The 15,359-nt window shown below is 64.7% G+C and carries 12 protein-coding genes; 6 read left to right on the top strand and 6 right to left on the bottom strand.

Translation table 11 applies throughout. From position 1 onward, the window contains the following. The first annotated feature begins 3 nt into the window (after positions 1-3). On the top strand, positions 4-1,047 hold the full coding sequence (locus tag EDE08_RS26985) for a zinc-binding dehydrogenase (protein WP_131871779.1): 1,044 nt from the start codon (positions 4-6) through the stop codon (positions 1,045-1,047). 30 nt (positions 1,048-1,077) lie between these two features. On the opposite strand, the gene EDE08_RS26980 is transcribed toward EDE08_RS26985, so the two are convergent. Continuing rightward, positions 1,078-1,941: a LysR family transcriptional regulator gene (locus EDE08_RS26980; RefSeq protein ID WP_131871880.1), complete on the bottom strand. Its 864-nt coding sequence runs from the start codon at positions 1,939-1,941 to the stop codon at positions 1,078-1,080. Between the two features lie 98 nt (positions 1,942-2,039). Here EDE08_RS26980 and EDE08_RS26975 point away from each other — a divergent pair, with 98 nt between their 5' ends. Together EDE08_RS26975 and EDE08_RS26970 are read left to right on the top strand one after the other, a co-directional pair. Continuing rightward, on the top strand, positions 2,040-3,350 hold the full coding sequence (locus tag EDE08_RS26975; protein WP_131871778.1) for an aspartate aminotransferase family protein: 1,311 nt from the start codon (positions 2,040-2,042) through the stop codon (positions 3,348-3,350). A gap of 21 nt (positions 3,351-3,371) precedes the next feature. Then, a complete protein-coding gene (locus EDE08_RS26970) occupies positions 3,372-4,994 on the top strand; it encodes a gamma-glutamyltransferase family protein (RefSeq protein WP_131871777.1) in 1,623 nt (540 codons plus the stop codon). Positions 4,995-5,057: 63 nt separating this feature from the next. Here EDE08_RS26970 and EDE08_RS26965 read toward each other — a convergent pair whose 3' ends face one another. Next, a complete protein-coding gene (locus tag EDE08_RS26965) occupies positions 5,058-5,996 on the bottom strand; it encodes a cobaltochelatase CobT-related protein (RefSeq protein WP_245524897.1) in 939 nt (312 codons plus the stop codon). A 167-nt stretch (positions 5,997-6,163) separates the two neighbouring features. On the opposite strand from EDE08_RS26965, the gene EDE08_RS26960 reads away from it, so the two are divergent. Together EDE08_RS26960 and EDE08_RS26955 are read left to right on the top strand one after the other, a co-directional pair. Beyond that, a complete protein-coding gene (locus EDE08_RS26960) occupies positions 6,164-8,308 on the top strand; it encodes a GumC family protein (protein WP_131871776.1) in 2,145 nt (714 codons plus the stop codon). Between the two features lie 346 nt (positions 8,309-8,654). Further along, the gene (locus EDE08_RS26955; protein WP_131871775.1) at positions 8,655-9,974 is read left to right on the top strand and encodes an aminotransferase class V-fold PLP-dependent enzyme; all 1,320 of its coding nucleotides are present in this window, start codon (positions 8,655-8,657) and stop codon (positions 9,972-9,974) included. 369 nt (positions 9,975-10,343) lie between these two features. On the opposite strand, the gene EDE08_RS26945 is transcribed toward EDE08_RS26955, so the two are convergent. From EDE08_RS26945 to EDE08_RS26930, 4 genes are all read right to left on the bottom strand, one after another. Beyond that, a complete protein-coding gene (locus EDE08_RS26945; RefSeq protein WP_131871773.1) occupies positions 10,344-11,417 on the bottom strand; it encodes a M48 family metallopeptidase in 1,074 nt (357 codons plus the stop codon). A gap of 28 nt (positions 11,418-11,445) precedes the next feature. After that, positions 11,446-11,907, bottom strand: coding sequence for a DUF2846 domain-containing protein (locus tag EDE08_RS26940; RefSeq protein WP_131871772.1), 462 nt, complete (start codon positions 11,905-11,907; stop codon positions 11,446-11,448). A 99-nt stretch (positions 11,908-12,006) separates the two neighbouring features. Further along, a complete protein-coding gene (locus tag EDE08_RS26935) occupies positions 12,007-13,029 on the bottom strand; it encodes an LLM class flavin-dependent oxidoreductase (RefSeq protein ID WP_131871878.1) in 1,023 nt (340 codons plus the stop codon). A 30-nt stretch (positions 13,030-13,059) separates the two neighbouring features. Next, positions 13,060-13,989: a LysR family transcriptional regulator gene (locus EDE08_RS26930; RefSeq protein WP_131871771.1), complete on the bottom strand. Its 930-nt coding sequence runs from the start codon at positions 13,987-13,989 to the stop codon at positions 13,060-13,062. A gap of 102 nt (positions 13,990-14,091) precedes the next feature. On the opposite strand from EDE08_RS26930, the gene styA reads away from it, so the two are divergent. Then, positions 14,092-15,342, top strand: coding sequence for a styrene monooxygenase subunit StyA (gene styA, locus EDE08_RS26925; RefSeq protein ID WP_131871770.1), 1,251 nt, complete (start codon positions 14,092-14,094; stop codon positions 15,340-15,342). Positions 15,343-15,359 lie beyond the last annotated feature (17 nt).

The raw sequence follows: 15,359 nt of genomic DNA, 5'->3' as shown, positions 1-15,359 counted from the left end.
CTGATGGATATCAAGACTGCCAAGGCGGCAATCCTCGTCGAATCCGGCAAGCCGCTAGTCGTCGACGAGTTCACCCTGCCTGATACGCTCGAGCACGGCCAGGTGCTTGCGCATGTGCACACCTCGAGCATCTGCGGTGCGCAGATCAACGAGATCGACGCCGTCAAGGGCGCCGACAAGTTCCTGCCGCATCTGTTGGGACACGAAGCGCTGGCAACGATCGTCGAGACCGGGCCCGGCGTCGTCTCCTGTAAGCAGGGCGATACCGTCGTCATGCATTGGCGGCCCGGCAAGGGCATCCAGTCCAACACACCGGTCTATTCCTGGCGCGGCAAACGTCTCAATGCGGGGTGGGTTACCACCTTCAATGAATATGCCGTGGTCTCGGAGAATCGCGTCACGCCCGTTCCCGCCTCGATCGATCGCACCAGCGCGCCGCTGCTCGGCTGCGCGGTCACGACCGCGCTCGGCGTCGTCAACAACGATGCGCAGATCGCCATCGGCGAAGCGGTCGTCGTGTTCGGCGTCGGCGGCGTCGGATTGAACATCGTGCAATTTGCCGCGATGGTCGGCGCCTGGCCGGTCATTGCCATCGACCGCCTCGACAACAAGCTGGCGATGGCGAGGGATTTCGGCGCCACTCACACCATCAACTCCGAGGCGGTGAAGGATGTCGCCGCCGAGGTTCGCTCCATCACGGGGGCCGACGGACCCGACAAGGTCGTCGAGACCACCGGCGTCAAGAATCTGATCGAGCTCGCCTACGAGATCACGGCCAAGAAAGGCCGCTGCATCCTCGTCGGTGTTCCCCGCGAGAAGGCCGAAATCTACACGCTGCCCTTGCACTTCGAGAAGGTGCTGAAGGGCTCGGAAGGCGGGCAATGCCAGCCCGCGCGCGATATCCCGCGCCTGGTCCGCCTCAGCGACGCCGGCAAGGTGAGCTACCGCGGCATCGTGACCCACGAGTTCGCGCTCGATGACATCAACGACGCGCTGGACCTGATGCGCAGCGGCACATCGGGACGGATTCTCCTGAACATCAGCTGAGCGCTGCGCTCGCCGCGCACGAAGAGGTCACTAATCGATCTCCGCCTTGGTCTTCAGTCCGGGCAACACGGTGCGGACGTGCTCGGCCAGCGTCGTCGCCAGCAGCGAGGGCCGCGCCTCCGAGAATTCGAGCGCGATGCCGATGGTCGGAAGCAGGGGCAGTCCGGCCGAGACGACGTGAAGATCGAACGGAACGGCGGTTCGTGTCAGGACGCTGATCGCATGACCGGACCGCGCGATCGCGATCAGGCCGGCGAGGCTGTTGCTCGCGTAGGCGACCCTGTAGCGCCGATTGACCGCCTCCATCGCGGCGCAGGCGGCGCGATAGTCCAGGCTCATCGGCGCCGCCAGCGCCAGCGGCAGCACATCCTGCGTCAGTATTTTCGGTTCGGCCTCGTTCGCGACCCAGACGAAGCGCTCCTCGCGTATCACCTCGCGCGCTCCGGCATCGGACAGCGAGACCAGCGCCATGTCGATCTGGCGCCGTACCAGCATCGGGCGCAGCTCGGAGGTCGGTGCGCAGACCATGCGCAGCTCGACATTGGGATGCAGCGCGCAGAACCCCTTCAGCAGCGCCGGCAGGAAAGCGATCGAATAGTCCTCGGGGCAGCCGAGGCTCAGCGTCCCCTTGAGACTCTCGCCGCTCATGTCGGCCAAAATCTCGTCGTGCTGCGCCAGCAGCGTCTCGGCGTGGGCGAGCAGTTTCTCGCCGGCCGCGGTCAGCCTCATGCCGGATCCGCTGCGGTGAAACAGCGGCTGCGTGATCGTCTGTTCCAGCCGTTGCATCTGCATGCTGAGCGCGGACTGTGTCCGGCCAATCTGCAAGGCCGCCAGGCTGATCGAGCCGGTGCGGGCCACGACGACGAAATTCCTCAGAAGGGTGAGATCCAGCATCGACATCAGGAAGATTGATATCCAGATTGAATTATATCAATTAGCCTGAAGTCAAATTCTTGACTAGAGGTCGGACGTCCCAAGCGCAGGTGGCTGTCATGACCTTGAATGCCGATCCCGATTTCTGGGCGTCCGCCAACACGCATCTGACCCGCTATGGGCCGAGTTTCGAACCCGTCATCATCGAGCGTGCGGCCGGTAGTTTCGTCTACGACGCCGACGGACGCGCCATCCTCGACTTCACCTCGGGTCAGATGAGTGCCGTGCTGGGGCATACGCATCCGGACATCGTCGCCACGGTCGCACGGCAAATGGGTGCGGTCGCTCATCTCTTCAGCGGCATGCTCTCGCGCCCGGTGGTGACGCTGGCCGAGCGTCTCGCAGCCCTTGCGCCCGGTCTCGACCGCGTGCAGCTGCTGACGACAGGCGCGGAAGCCAATGAAGCGGCGATCCGGATGGCCAAGCTCGTCACCGGCAGGCACGAAATCGTCGCCTTCGCGCAAAGCTGGCACGGCATGACCGGCGCGGCGGCGTCGGCGACCTACAGCGCGGGCCGTCGCGGTTATGGGCCGGCCGCGGTCGGATCGTTCGTCATTCCCGCGCCGAACGCCTATCGGCCGCGCTTCAGGAACGCCGACGGCAGCAACGACTGGCAGACCGAGCTGGACGATGCGTTCGCACTGATCGACAGCCAGTCGACCGGTAATCTGGCGGCCTTCATCGCCGAGCCGATCCTCTCCAGCGGCGGCATTCTGGAACTGCCGCTCGGCTATCTCGCGGCCTTGAAGCAAAAATGCGAGCAGCGCGGCATGCTGCTGATCCTCGACGAAGCTCAGACCGGAATCGGCCGCACCGGGCACATGTTTGCCTTCGAGCGTGACGGCGTGGTGCCTGATATTCTCACGCTGTCGAAGACGCTCGGCGCCGGTCTGCCGCTCGCCGCGGTCATGACGACGAAGGCCATCGAGCAGACCGCGTTCGAGCGCGGCTTCCTGTTCTACACCACGCATGTCTCCGATCCCTTGCCCGCCGCAATCGGCGTCACGGTGCTCGACGTGGTCGCGCGCGACGGGTTAGTGGCGCAGGCAACCGCCAGGGGCAACAGGCTCCGGGATGGATTGCTGTCGCTGCAGCAAAAGTTCGAATGCGTCGGTGACGTCAGGGGCCGCGGGCTTCTGCTCGGTCTCGAAATCGTCGTCGACCGGCAGTCAAAGACGCCGTGGTTCGAGCTCGGCGCGCGGATCATGGAGGAGACCATGCGTCGCGGTCTCAGCATGAACATCGTCAAGTTGCCCAGCATGGGCGGCGTATTCCGCATCGCGCCGCCGCTCACGGTGTCCGAGGCCGAAATCGATCGCGGTCTGGAGATCATGTCGGAGGCGATCCAGGCTGCCGCGACGTCGCACTGACCGGCGGAAGGCCTTTTCCGGATGCAACTCGCCAGGACATATGGGCGTCCGACGCTGTTCTCGCGGCACGGCATGGTCGCCGCCGCGCATCCGCTCGCGGCACAGGCCGGTGCACGAATCCTGATGCAGGGCGGCAATGCGTTCGATGCGGCCGTCGCCACGGCGGCCGCCCTCAACGTGGTCGAGCCGTTCATGTCGGGGCTTGCCGGGTTTGGACTGGCCACGATCTGGGTGGCGATCGAGCAGCGCATTCGCGTGCTCGACTTCGCTCCGCCGATGGCCGCAAGCTTCCCGGTCGGCAGATACACCAGCAGATTCGAGCTCGAGCGCGGTCCGCAGGCGGCCTCGACGCCCGGCAATCTCGCGGGCTGGTGCGAGCTGCTCTCGCGCTATGGACGCAAATCGCTTCCGGACGTCTTTGCGCCGGCGATCACGCTGGCGCAGGGCGGCTTTGCGCTCTCGGACTTCGGTGTTGATGAGATCAACGAGCAGGTGCCGCTGCTCGAACCGTGGCCGGAGCTGCACGCCGCACTGGTCAGGAACTATCTCCCGGATGGAATGCCGGTGAAGCTCGGCAGCATCGTCGCGCAGCCTGATCTCGCGCAGACTCTTGCCGAGATCTCCGAATTGGGGCCCGAGCATCTGTACGGCGGCAAGCTCGGCCGGCGGATCGTGGACTATCTCGCCACGCTCGGCGGCAGCCTGACGCTGGACGATGTCATCGCCGTCAAGCCGCATTGGTTCGATCCCCTGACCGTGTCCTATCGGGGGCTCGAGCTTCACGTCCCGGCGCAGCAATGCGGCGGCTTCCAGTTCGCCCTCACCCTCAAGATCCTTGAAGCCTTCGACCTCGGGCGTCTGCCGAAGGACGGCGCCGATCATCTCGATACGGTCTATCGCGCGATCCGTCTCGCCGCCGGCGAGCGCATCGCCCATAGCAATCTGGGAGGCAATCCGGGACCGGATCAAGCCGCTGGAGGAATGTCCGACGCGACGATCGCGCGGCTTCGCAAGCGTGTGAGCGACCGCCGGCCGATCACGGGCCCGACAGAGCAATGGATGCCGCAGGATCGTGCCGATCCCGGCCACACCACCTCGTTCTCGATCGCCGACGCCGAAGGCAATCTGGTCTGCATGACGCAAAGTCTCGGCAGCCCGTTCGGCAGCGGCGTCGTGGTGCCGGGGACCGGCGTTTGCCTCAACAATCATCTGCATTGGGCCGACGTGCAGCCGGGAAGCCCGAACCTCGCCAAGCCGGGCGACGCGTTGCCGGTGACGATGGCACCGTCGATTGCGACGCGTGGCAGCCGTCCGGTGCTCGCGCTGGGGACGCCCGGCAGCTACGGCATCCCGCAAACCCAGGCCCAGGCTTATGTGCAGCACATCGAGTTTGGCCTTCCGCTGCAGCAGGCGATCGAGGCGCCGCGTTCAAGGCTGTGGGACGGCCGCTTCATTCAGGCAGAGAACCGCATCGCGCCGGAGACCATCGCCGAACTGAAGCGCCGCGGCCACGAGATCGAGATTTTGGACACCGGATGGACCATGCTCTGCGGAGGCATGCAGGCCGTCGCGCTCGATCCGGTAACCGGCGTGATGACGGGGGCCGCCGATCCGAGGCGGGACGGGTATGTCATCGCCTTGTGAGCGCTCGCACATCGAGGCGAGTGCGGGCAGACGCCGCCGATGCGTTCCGCGGCCTGAATGCAACTAAGCCGACGGATGCAAGAGCCGGTTGATGAGCTGAACCAGGGTGCTTTCCAGCTCTTCAGGAGAGCTGATCGTGAGGCCCTCCTTGTAGTACTGCTCGACCGGATGGCCGATACCTATTGCGGCAAGCCTGATATCGCCGGCCTGCTCGATCTCGCCGATGACACGGCGCAGATGGCGGTCCAGATACCTGTCGCCATTCTCGTGCAACGTGGAATCGTCGACCGGCGCGCCGTCGGACAGCACGATAAGGCATTTCTGTCTTTCGTCGCGCTGGCGCAAGCGCGACGCAGCCCATTCGATCGCCTCGCCATCGATGTTCTCCTTGAGGAGATCCCGCCGCAGCATCTCGGCACAATGTCGCGCGCTCAGCTTCTCTGCGGGGCTGCAATAGACGACATGCAGCAGATCGTTCAAGCGACCGGGATAAGAGGGCTTGCGGTCGTTCAGCCATTTCTCCCGGCTCTGTCCGCCCTTCCAGCGTGCCGTCGTGAAGCCGAGCACTTCGTGGGTGACGCCGAGGCTATCGAGCAAATCCGAGGCGACCAGTGCAGCCCTTGCTGCGAACAGGATCGGCTGTCCGCGCATGGATCCAGAATGGTCGATGAGCAGTGTCACGATCGTATCCGAAGGGGAACTGTCCTGCTGCTGGGTGGCGGCAAGATCCGCGCGCCGTCCCGCAAGCTCCGCTTCGAGGTCGTACAGCGGTCCGGGGTCGATTTGCGGAAATCGCTCCGCCCAGCGACGATCGGGCAACGCGGCCAGGACGGCATCCAGATCGCCGGCCTTGATCTCGAGGTCATAGTCCCTTGTATAGGCCCGATAGGGCCGGGCGGGATCGAATGGGACCGGCGTCTGCCGGAACTTCCGCAGCGATGGCAGAAAGCTCAACGCCATCAGTGCAACGAGTGCCGTCAGGAAAGCGTCACGCCAAAGCAAGCCGGCCTCCAGTGATCTCGATGGTCAAATACAGCGCGTGACTGGCCGCGTCTCGTTAACGAATCGTTCACCGCCCAAGGCCAGCCCAGCCGTAACCGCCGGTTAACCATGGATATTTACGGTGCGGCAAGCCTCCAGGCCTGTCAGTTGATTTCGAGTCCAACCCCATGGCGTTCGGTCGAAGCGCATCTCCGCGAAGCATCGCCCCGACGGAGCAAGCGGCTTCCTGGGAAGCGCCGTGGGCTGCGAAGGTGAAGCCTGACGGCGTCTCGCCTGGCCTGACCATGGGATCGCTGACCGTCTTCGGTACACTCTCCTTTCTGCGCGAGAACGGCCGGCGCATTCTGACCCTGGCCGCGGCGCTGTTCGCCCTCGGCATCGTCGTCCTGGTGGTTCTTCCGGTCCGCTACGCCGCGACGGCCCTGGTGGTGCTCGATCCCCGCGAACTGCGCGTGACCTCGGATCAGGAGGTGCTGCCGGGCATCGGCCAGGATGCCGCGGCGCTTCAGAGCCAGATCGAGATTGCAAAATCCGACGGTTTTCTCCGTCCCCTGATCGAGCAGCTCAAGATCGCGGACGACGAGGACATCTCGGGCGGTTATACCGACACGACGCGCCTGCTCGAAAGATTCCGCAAGCGCCTAGAGATCACCCGGCGCGGGCTCACTTACGTCATTGCGATTTCCTTCACCTCGAACCGCCCCGAGCGCGCCGCCTACTACGCCAATGCGATCGCCGCGGCATTCGTTGCCAGCCAGGGCCGCGTTCGCACCGAGGCAACCGACGAGGCCGCCGACTGGCTCAAGGACCGGTTGAAGGCGCTGAACGAGCGCCTGCGCGCCTCGGAAGATGCCGTTGCCGCGTTCCGGCTCGAGCACAACATCGTCAATGCCGGCAAGGAATCCACCACGCAGCAATTGCGGGTGACCGATCTGACCCAGCAGGTCTCCGCCGCCCGCGCGCGCACCGAGGAGGCCAAGGCGCGCTACGAGCAGGTGCAACGCGACCTCAAGGCCAATGTCGAAGGGCCGGTGAAGCAGGATCTGCTGAGCATGCTGCGCGCGCAGCGCTCGACCTTGAATGACCAGATCGCACAGAAGAAGGCGGTATATGGCGATCGCCATCCCGACCTCGCGATCTCCTACAGCCAGCTCGCCGACATCAACCGGCAGATCGAGATCGAGCGGAAGAAGAACATCGACACGGCCAAGTCCGAATATGAGGCCCAGCGCGAGCAGCAGAACGCGCTGGAGAAGCAGCTCAAGGCCGTCGAGACCAAGATGCTGGTCGACGGCCAGGCTCTCGTGAAGCTGCAGGAGCTGCAGCGCGACGCCGACGCCAACAGGAACATCTACGAGCAGTTCCTGTCGAGGTTCAAGATGACCACCGAGCAGCGTCAGCTGCAGGCCTCCCAGACCAAGGTCGCCTCGATCGCCATTCCGCCGGTGCGCTCGACGCGCCCGCCGCTCGCCCTGCTGCTCGCGGCGCTGGCGATCGGCTCGCTGTTGACGTCGACCGGCGCCGTTGCGGTGATGACGAGCGTGTCCGCCGACGAGCCCGCGTCCGTTCAGGCGCCAGCATCTGTGGATGCCGAGGAGGCGCCCAACCGGCAAGTCCAGCCCCCGCCCGCCGCCGTGCCCCGGGCCGAGCCGATGCCCAGCCTTCCTGTCTGGGTTCGTATCCCCGAGCTGGCATCCGGAGCCGGGATCAGCACCGTCTGGCAAAAACCGGTTGCCACCTCGGCCGAGCTCGATGTCGGCACCCATCTGCGGCCGTTGCTCGAACGCATCGACCGTGTGCCGGTGCGCGGCTGCAAGGTCGCGCTGGTGTTGTCGGTCGGAAAGAGCGCCGGCGGCAACACGGTTGCGCGCTCGCTCAATCGCGCCGCCGTGAATCGGGGCATGATGAGCGTGCTGATCCGGCTCCAGCCGGAATTCGCAAGTCACCAGCCGCCGGTGACCGAATGGCACGACGGTTCGACCACGGCGGGCCTCCAATCGATCGAGGAGCTGCTGAGTGCCGGCCGCAAGCCCGATGCGAGGCCGGAGGACGACATTCGTTCGGAATTCGACCTGATCATCGTCCACGCCGGCAATCTCGCTTTGCAGCCCGACGCCATCGCCCTGGCCTCGCATGCGGACCTGATCGTCCTGGTGGCGCGCGCCGGCGAGCTCGGTTCGGCCGCGATGCGCAGGGTGACCGCGGCGCTGTCGAAACATGCGGCGGTGCCGACCGGCCTCGTCGTCAATCACGTGCCTGCCGGTTCAGTGGCGCCTCAGCCCGAGGGCGGCGCATTGGGCCTTGCGGTTTGACGACGACGGCGCGGTGGCGGCAATGTTGCCGTCGCTCTGACGAGCAGGATCCGCCGCACGCTATCCGCAACCTGCCTTACCCGATCAGGGCCGGCGATCCCGCCGATCGATTTGGCGCCTGCCTGCGAGCGGCCCAACGCGGAGCCGGCCGGCATTGGCCTGGCGATCATCGCATTGTCATGCTCCGGTCATCTTAGCTGCATCGTCCATTGCTCTTTTCCCGGCGCTCCGGAGCCTCTTCCGTTTCGATGACATCGGAACGGAGCTCCAGATGATTGCTTGACGCGTTTTCTCGACGCGAGCCGCGCGCCGCCTCGCTCGAAAGCGCCTCTGGGGGAGAGCTGACATGCAATTGAACAACACCATTTCGGCTGACCGCCGGCTGGTCCTCAAGGGCCTCGCTGCAGCAGCCGTGGTGCCGCTTGCGGCACCGGCGATGGCGGCTGAAGGCCTTCCGGCGCAGCCGACCGGCTCAATGGCCGCTGTCGCCACCGACAAGGCCTATTGGGCGGCCGTGAAGGGGCTCTATGCCGTCACGCCTGATGTCGTCAATCTCGAGAACGGCTATTGGGGCATCATGGCCGAGCCTGTCAGGCGCGAGTTCATCCGCCAGTCCGACATGGTCAACTATCAGAACACCTATTACGCGCGGCTGCGTGCGGGGACCGATTTCGAGGCCGTGCGCGCTGGGGTGGCGGAGGCGGTCGGCGCGCTGCCCGAGGAGATCGCGCTGACCCGCGGCGCCACCGAAGCGCTTCAGCTCCTCATCGGCGGCTACAACCGGCTGAAGCCGGGCGACGGCGTGCTCTATGCCGATCTCGACTATGATTCGATGCAGTATGCGATGAACGCGCTGAAGGCGCGCCGCGGCGTCGATGTGGTCAAGTTCGACGTGCCGGAGCCCGCCACCCGCCAGGCGGTGCTCGACGCCTATGCCCGTGCGATCGAGGCGAACCCGAAGACGAGGCTTCTGCTCCTGACGCATGTCGGCCACCGCACCGGCTTCGTCATGCCGGTCGCCGAGATCGCCCGCATGGCGAAGGCCAAGGGCATCGACGTCATCGTCGACGCCGCCCATTCCTGGGGACAGATCGACTTCCGGGTGGGCGAGCTCGAGGCCGATTTCGTCGGGTTCAATCTGCACAAATGGATCGGCGCCCCGCTCGGCGTCGGCTTCCTCTACATCAGGAAGGATCGCCTTGCGGCCATCGATCGCGACATGGGCGACGAGGATTTTCCGGAAAGCGACATCCGTTCGCGGGTGCATACCGGCACGGTCAATTTCGCCACGGTGCTGACGGTGCCCACGGCCGTGGCGCTGCATCAAGAGATCGGCGCGGCGGCCAAGCAAGCCCGCCTGCGTTATTTGCGCGACTACTGGGTGAGCCGCGTCCGCGGATTCAAGGGCATCGAGATTCTGACGCCGGATGAAGCCGGCTCATATGGCGCGATCACGTCCTTCCGCCTCGCCGGCAAGACCGGCAAGGTCGACAACGAGCTTATCGTGGCGAAGCTGAGGGACAGCTACAGGATCATGACGGTGCGCCGCGCCGGCGTCGCCAAAGGACAGTGCATCCGTGTGACGCCGGCCCTCTACACTGACGAGGCCGACCTCGACCGCCTCGTCGAGGCGCTGGCCGTCATAACGGGGACGAAGACGGGGTAAGGTTGGGGTAGGGATCGGGCTATCGCATGTGAGGTAGCTTGACACGATATAGTCCCCACATCGTCATGGCCGGGCTTGTCCCGGCCATCCACGCCTCGCCACGTCGCACCGGGAACGTGGATGTCCGGAACAAGCCCGGGCATGACGACCTTTTGTGAGGGCCAATGTGATTCCTCTGGGGCACATCGTCTCGCCATCACCGCCACCCCGGCGCCCGCGGGGTCTTCTGCGTCTTCTTCACGAACGCACGCACGACGCCAGGCTGATACAGCTCGCAGACATGAAATATCGAACAATCGGCATCAGGCGCCATCGGGCAATGAAGCAACTGGACATGCATGACGGGTCGCTCATCCACAGCCCGCACATTCATCTGCCGACGCTGACCCACGCCTGGACCTTCTTCCGCCATTCCTCATCGAATCGGAAGGTGAGTTCGTTGGCAGCGTCCGGTGAGAGAAGCTGGTCAACTGCGGACGCTTGTATCTCGCCGATGTCAGGTATGTCGGTGTACCCGAGGCTCGCCAGCCGCTGGCCAAAAGGCGGATGTGTCGAATCGGGATCGTGCTCGCGGCTCAGACTGGCAACGGCGGCGGTCATGGGTCCGGGCGCTCTTATGGCTGCGATCTGATCTAAGATTCGCGCGAACGGCGGTAATGGCGCCTTGATTGCGCCGAGCACCTCCTTCTGCAGCGGGGCGAATACGAGATCGGTCAGACGTGCTCCACAAACCTCCATCATCACCAGCGCGCGTGCCATCTCCTCGCGTCCAACTTGCTCGGCCGCTTCGAAATCGGCGGCAAGCTCGTTCTCCCGTGACAACGCGCGGTATTCCTTCTCGAGCCTTTCGAGCAGGGAATGGAGGAGGATGCGGACAATATATCCGGTAACGGTGTGCTCCGGATCGGCGTAGAAGAAAACGTTCTCCGCGGCCGTCATGAAATCCGCAAGGTTGGTGCCTCCCGACGTGTGCCGAAGCCGGGCGTGCGCCACTTCATGAGCGACAACGGCACGAACCGCCCGCTGATCCAGGATCATCAACAATGGCAGACCAACGGTCATCGTGACATGCTGCCCGAACACTCCGGCATACCGGCTTTCTTCCGAGATCGAAGCGTTGAAATCGGTGTTGACCAGCAGAGTGCGGTTCGATCCGACAAAGCCGCGATCGAGCTCCTTCCATACCGCCCAGAGCCCCGGGGCGGTCTCCTCGTCGGCTTCGAAGCTGCGATGCTTGCGCGAAGGCAGGAACAGCAGCCCAATTGCGAGTGCCATCGCGGCCATGAAGATTGTGAACACAATCGGTGCCGTGGCCAGCGCCGCAATCGTGTACCGGTCCATGATCATCAGCCATATGGCGAGAATCGTGCAAGCCAGCGCGACGACGGGAAGGATCGCATAGCGGCCAAGGCGCAAGATGATTTGCAGGATAAGGCGTTTCATCCGCGTTTCGGCAGCGAAGCGCCTCAGATCAAGCCTTGCCACATGAGCTGTTGCTCTGATGCAAGCTGGCGACGTCGGCACGGCCCTGGCTCTCGGTGACCTGGATCAACGTGATTGCACCGGGGGTGACGATTCCCATCTGCGGTTGGGCGGAGAGGTAGGTGGTGCTGCCGGCACGCAGATCGAGGCTCACCTTCTCACTTCCTTGCCCGAACAGGTTGCTGCTCAGCGGAAGATTGTTGACTGCAACCTCGTGGCGGCCTGGAGGCAGCTCGCAGGCGACGAACCCCGCAGCCTGGCTGCCTCCAATGACGCGCCCATCGACCGCATAGCTTGGCTGGACTGCGAAACCCAGGGCGGATGAGCGATAGACCACCAGCCGTGCGGTATTTGCTTTGACGTTATCTGTCAGAGCCGCGCTGCCCATCGGCCCTGACGCACACCCCGCAAGCAAGAAAGCCGCAACGAAGATCCCCGGACGCAAGCCCATTCCAACCCCCTGATTCAGTCCAACAGTCCCCAGGGGATCATTGGCGGGGGTGGTGCACGAAGTCAATCGCGACTCCTGGTCGTGCCGTGCCGGTCCATGTCACCGCCACCCCAACGCCGGAGCCACATGCTCCAGGATGGCCTCGATCGCATGCGTGCAATAGGCGACGCCAAGCTGGTTCGGGATCGTCAGCAGCAAGGTATCGGCCTGGGCGATGGCCTCGTCCTGGCGGAGTTGCTCGATCAGCACATCCGGCTCGGCGGCATAGGAGCGGCCGAAGATGGCCCGGGTCTGCGGGTCGATGAAGCCGATCTGGTCTTCGCCGCCGCGCTCTCCGCCGAAATAGGCGCGGTCGCGATCGTTCATCAGTGCGAAGATACTGCGGCTGACGGACACGCGCGGCTCTCGGGTGTGCCCCGCCTCTTTCCATGCCGCGCGAAAGCTTCGGATCTGAGCAGCCTGCTGCACATGGAAAGCCTCGCCGGTCTCGTCGTTCTTCAGCGTCGAGCTCTGCAGGTTCATGCCGAGCTTCGCCGCCCACACCGCGGTCGCATTCGAGCCGGCGCCCCACCAGATGCGTTCGCGCAGGCCCTGCGCATGCGGCTCCAGGCGCAGCAGCCCCGGCGGGTTCGGAAACATCGGCTGCGGATTGGGCTGGGCAAAACCTTCGCCGCGGAGCAAATCGAGGAAGACCTCGGCATGGCGCCGGCCCATGTCGGCATCGCTCTGGCCCTCGGTCGGCTGATAACCGAAATAGCGCCAGCCGTCGATCACCTGCTCCGGCGAGCCGCGGCTGATGCCGAGCTGCAGCCGGCCGCCGGCGATGAGATCGGCGCTGCCTGCGTCCTCCACCATGTAGAGCGGGTTCTCATAGCGCATGTCGATCACGGCCGTGCCGATCTCGATCCTGCTGGTCTTGGCGCCGACGGCGGCGAGCAGCGGGAAGGGCGAGGCCAGCTGCCGCGCGAAGTGGTGGACGCGGAAATAGGCGCCGTCTGCCCCTAGCTGTTCCGCAGCAACGGCAAGTTCGATCGATTGCAGCAGGGTGTCGCCGGCGGAGCGGGTCTGCGATTGCGGCGAGGGCGTCCAGTGCCCGAAGGAGAGGAATCCGATCTTTTTCATGGGCGTCATTTAATGACGCACGGGACGGCGTCAACCATCTGCACGGATGCCGGCGCTCTGCGGCCAGGACATTGCGAAATGTTCGGCGCGCTCCACGAGGAGATCCAGGAAGGTTCGCGCGCGTGGCGACATCCACTGCGTCTCCGGATAGACCGCATGCAGCGGCAGCGCCGCGATCGTGTAGTCCGGGAGCACGTGCTCGAGCTCGCCGCTGCGAAGGCCGTCCGCGGCATTCCAGTCGGGCAGGACCGCGATGCCGAGATGATGCATCGTCGCCTCCTGCATCGCGTCGGCATCGTCGACATGAATGGGTCCGTTGATGGACGCGACGTGACGGCCATGCTCGGACTCGAAGGCCCATTGATGCGCCGGCGACATCCTGGAATAGACGATGCACTGGTGCGAGCCGAGATCGTCGGGCGTCCGCGGCATCGGGCGGCCGTGCAGATAGGTGGGCGTCGCAACCAGGTAGCGCTGCACGGTGCCGAGCCGGCGGGCGACCAGCGTGCTCGCCTCCAGGTTTCCGATCCTCAGGGCAATTTCGATGCCCTCCTCCACCAGATTGACGAACCGCTCGCTGAAGCGGATGTCGACCCGAACCTCAGGATAGTGACGCACATATTCGGCGATGACGGGCATCATGTAGCGCCGCCCGAACGATGACGGCACGCCGATCCGCAGCGTGCCGGTCGGGCGGGGCGCGGCGTGCTCGACGCTCGACCGCGCCATGTCGAAATTGTCGAGGATCTGCCGCGCGAGATCATAGATGCGGTGCGCCTCGGCCGTCGGCTTGAGCGTGCGCGTCGTGCGCGAGAACAGCTGCGTGCCGAACTCGCTCTCCAGCGTCGCGATGCGCTTGCTGATCGCGGGCTGGCCAATGCCGAGCTCCTTGGCCGCCGCCGAGAAGCTGCCGCCTTCGAGGGTGCGAACGAAAGCGCGCAGGCAATCGATCCGGTCCATATTTCATTCCGATCCGGAATAAATGATATCCCGTATATTCCGTAGTGCGCAACATGTCGGGCCGCTAGGCTCCCTCAAAACAAGCAATCGGGAGGGAGTCACGTGGCACGCCATATCGGAATTGTCGGCGCCGGCATCGCCGGCCTGCATCTCGCGCTCTACCTGCAAAAGCATGGCGTGGACGCCACGGTCATCACCGACCGGCCGCCCGAGGACTACCGCAACATCCGGCTGCTCAACACCGTCGCGCATCACCACGTGACGCTCGCACGCGAGGACTATCTCGGCGTCGATCACTGGCCCGATCCGAAAGACCATTACTACTACCACGACCACGTCTTCAATTTCCCGCAGCCGCTGCGCTTTCGCGGCGATTTCTCCAAGCCGAGCCGCGCGGTCGATTACCGGATCTATCTTCCCGCCCTGATGCAGGACTTCACGACGCGCGGCGGCAGGCTCGAATATCGCCGCATCGAGGAGCGCGACATCCGTCCGCTGGTTGCGCGCTTCGACCTCTTGGTCGTCTCCACCGGCAAGGGGCCGCTCGGCCAGCTCTTCACCTATCGTCCTGAGCACACGCCCTATTCGCAGCCGCAGCGGCGGCTGTGCGTCGGACTCTACACCGGCGTGCGGCAGCCCGATCCCATGAACGTCACGCTTTCGGTCTCTCCCGGGCATGGCGAAATGATCGTGATCCCGACCATTACCTTCGGCGGAATTGCCAACGCGCTGCTGATGGAGAATGTCCCGGGTGGCGACATGGAGGAGCTGGCGACGCTCAGCTACGACGACAACCCGAAGCACTTCCTGAAGGTATTGCTGGGCAAGCTCGAGAAGCATCATCCGACCACCTACGACCGCATCGATACCGCCCGCTTCGATCTCACGCAGCCGCAGGATCTGCTGCAAGGCGGCGTCGTCCCGACCGTCCGCAACACGGTGGTCGAATTCGACGACGGCAAATGCGCGATCGCGCTCGGCGACGTCCATGCCATCGTCGATCCCATGATGGGCCAGGGCGCCAATGTCGCCTCCTACGCGGCCTTCGTGCTCGGCGAGGAGATTGTCAACGCCGATGCGCTGGACGCGCGCCTCTGCGAGAAGATCGACCTGAAGCGGCAGGATCGCGTGCTGGCGGCCTCGCGCTGGACCAATGTGATGCTGCAGCCGCCGACCGAAGCGCTGGGCATGCTGATCGGCGCGATGAGCCAGAATCCGGCGCTGGCGAACGAGTTCACGGAGAATTTCAACTATCCGGACCGGCAGTGGGACCGCATCTCCACGCCGCAGCGCATCCAGGCCTGGATCGAACGCATGTCGGCGCCGCCAGAGCCGGTCAGGGCCATTGCGTGAGAGCGATGCGAACCGGA

The organism is Bradyrhizobium sp. R2.2-H (assembly GCF_004346455.1).
GTDB lineage: Bacteria > Pseudomonadota > Alphaproteobacteria > Rhizobiales > Xanthobacteraceae > Bradyrhizobium > Bradyrhizobium diversitatis.
The sequence above is the reverse complement of the archived record's forward strand: the minus strand, read 5'-3'. Positions and strand labels throughout refer to the sequence as shown.

Bases quoted from the DNA above. Each gene is read 5' to 3' on its own strand.
- EDE08_RS26985 (WP_131871779.1), top strand. From the start codon at position 4: ATGGATATCAAGACTGCCAAGGCGGCAATCCTCGTCGAATCCGGCAAG.
- EDE08_RS26980 (WP_131871880.1), bottom strand. From the start codon at position 1,941: ATGCTGGATCTCACCCTTCTGAGGAATTTCGTCGTCGTGGCCCGCACC.
- EDE08_RS26975 (WP_131871778.1), top strand. From the start codon at position 2,040: ATGACCTTGAATGCCGATCCCGATTTCTGGGCGTCCGCCAACACGCAT.
- EDE08_RS26970 (WP_131871777.1), top strand. From the start codon at position 3,372: ATGCAACTCGCCAGGACATATGGGCGTCCGACGCTGTTCTCGCGGCAC.
- EDE08_RS26960 (WP_131871776.1), top strand. From the start codon at position 6,164: ATGGCGTTCGGTCGAAGCGCATCTCCGCGAAGCATCGCCCCGACGGAG.
- EDE08_RS26955 (WP_131871775.1), top strand. From the start codon at position 8,655: ATGCAATTGAACAACACCATTTCGGCTGACCGCCGGCTGGTCCTCAAG.
- EDE08_RS26945 (WP_131871773.1), bottom strand. From the start codon at position 11,417: ATGAAACGCCTTATCCTGCAAATCATCTTGCGCCTTGGCCGCTATGCG.
- EDE08_RS26940 (WP_131871772.1), bottom strand. From the start codon at position 11,907: ATGGGCTTGCGTCCGGGGATCTTCGTTGCGGCTTTCTTGCTTGCGGGG.
- EDE08_RS26935 (WP_131871878.1), bottom strand. From the start codon at position 13,029: ATGAAAAAGATCGGATTCCTCTCCTTCGGGCACTGGACGCCCTCGCCG.
- EDE08_RS26930 (WP_131871771.1), bottom strand. From the start codon at position 13,989: ATGGACCGGATCGATTGCCTGCGCGCTTTCGTTCGCACCCTCGAAGGC.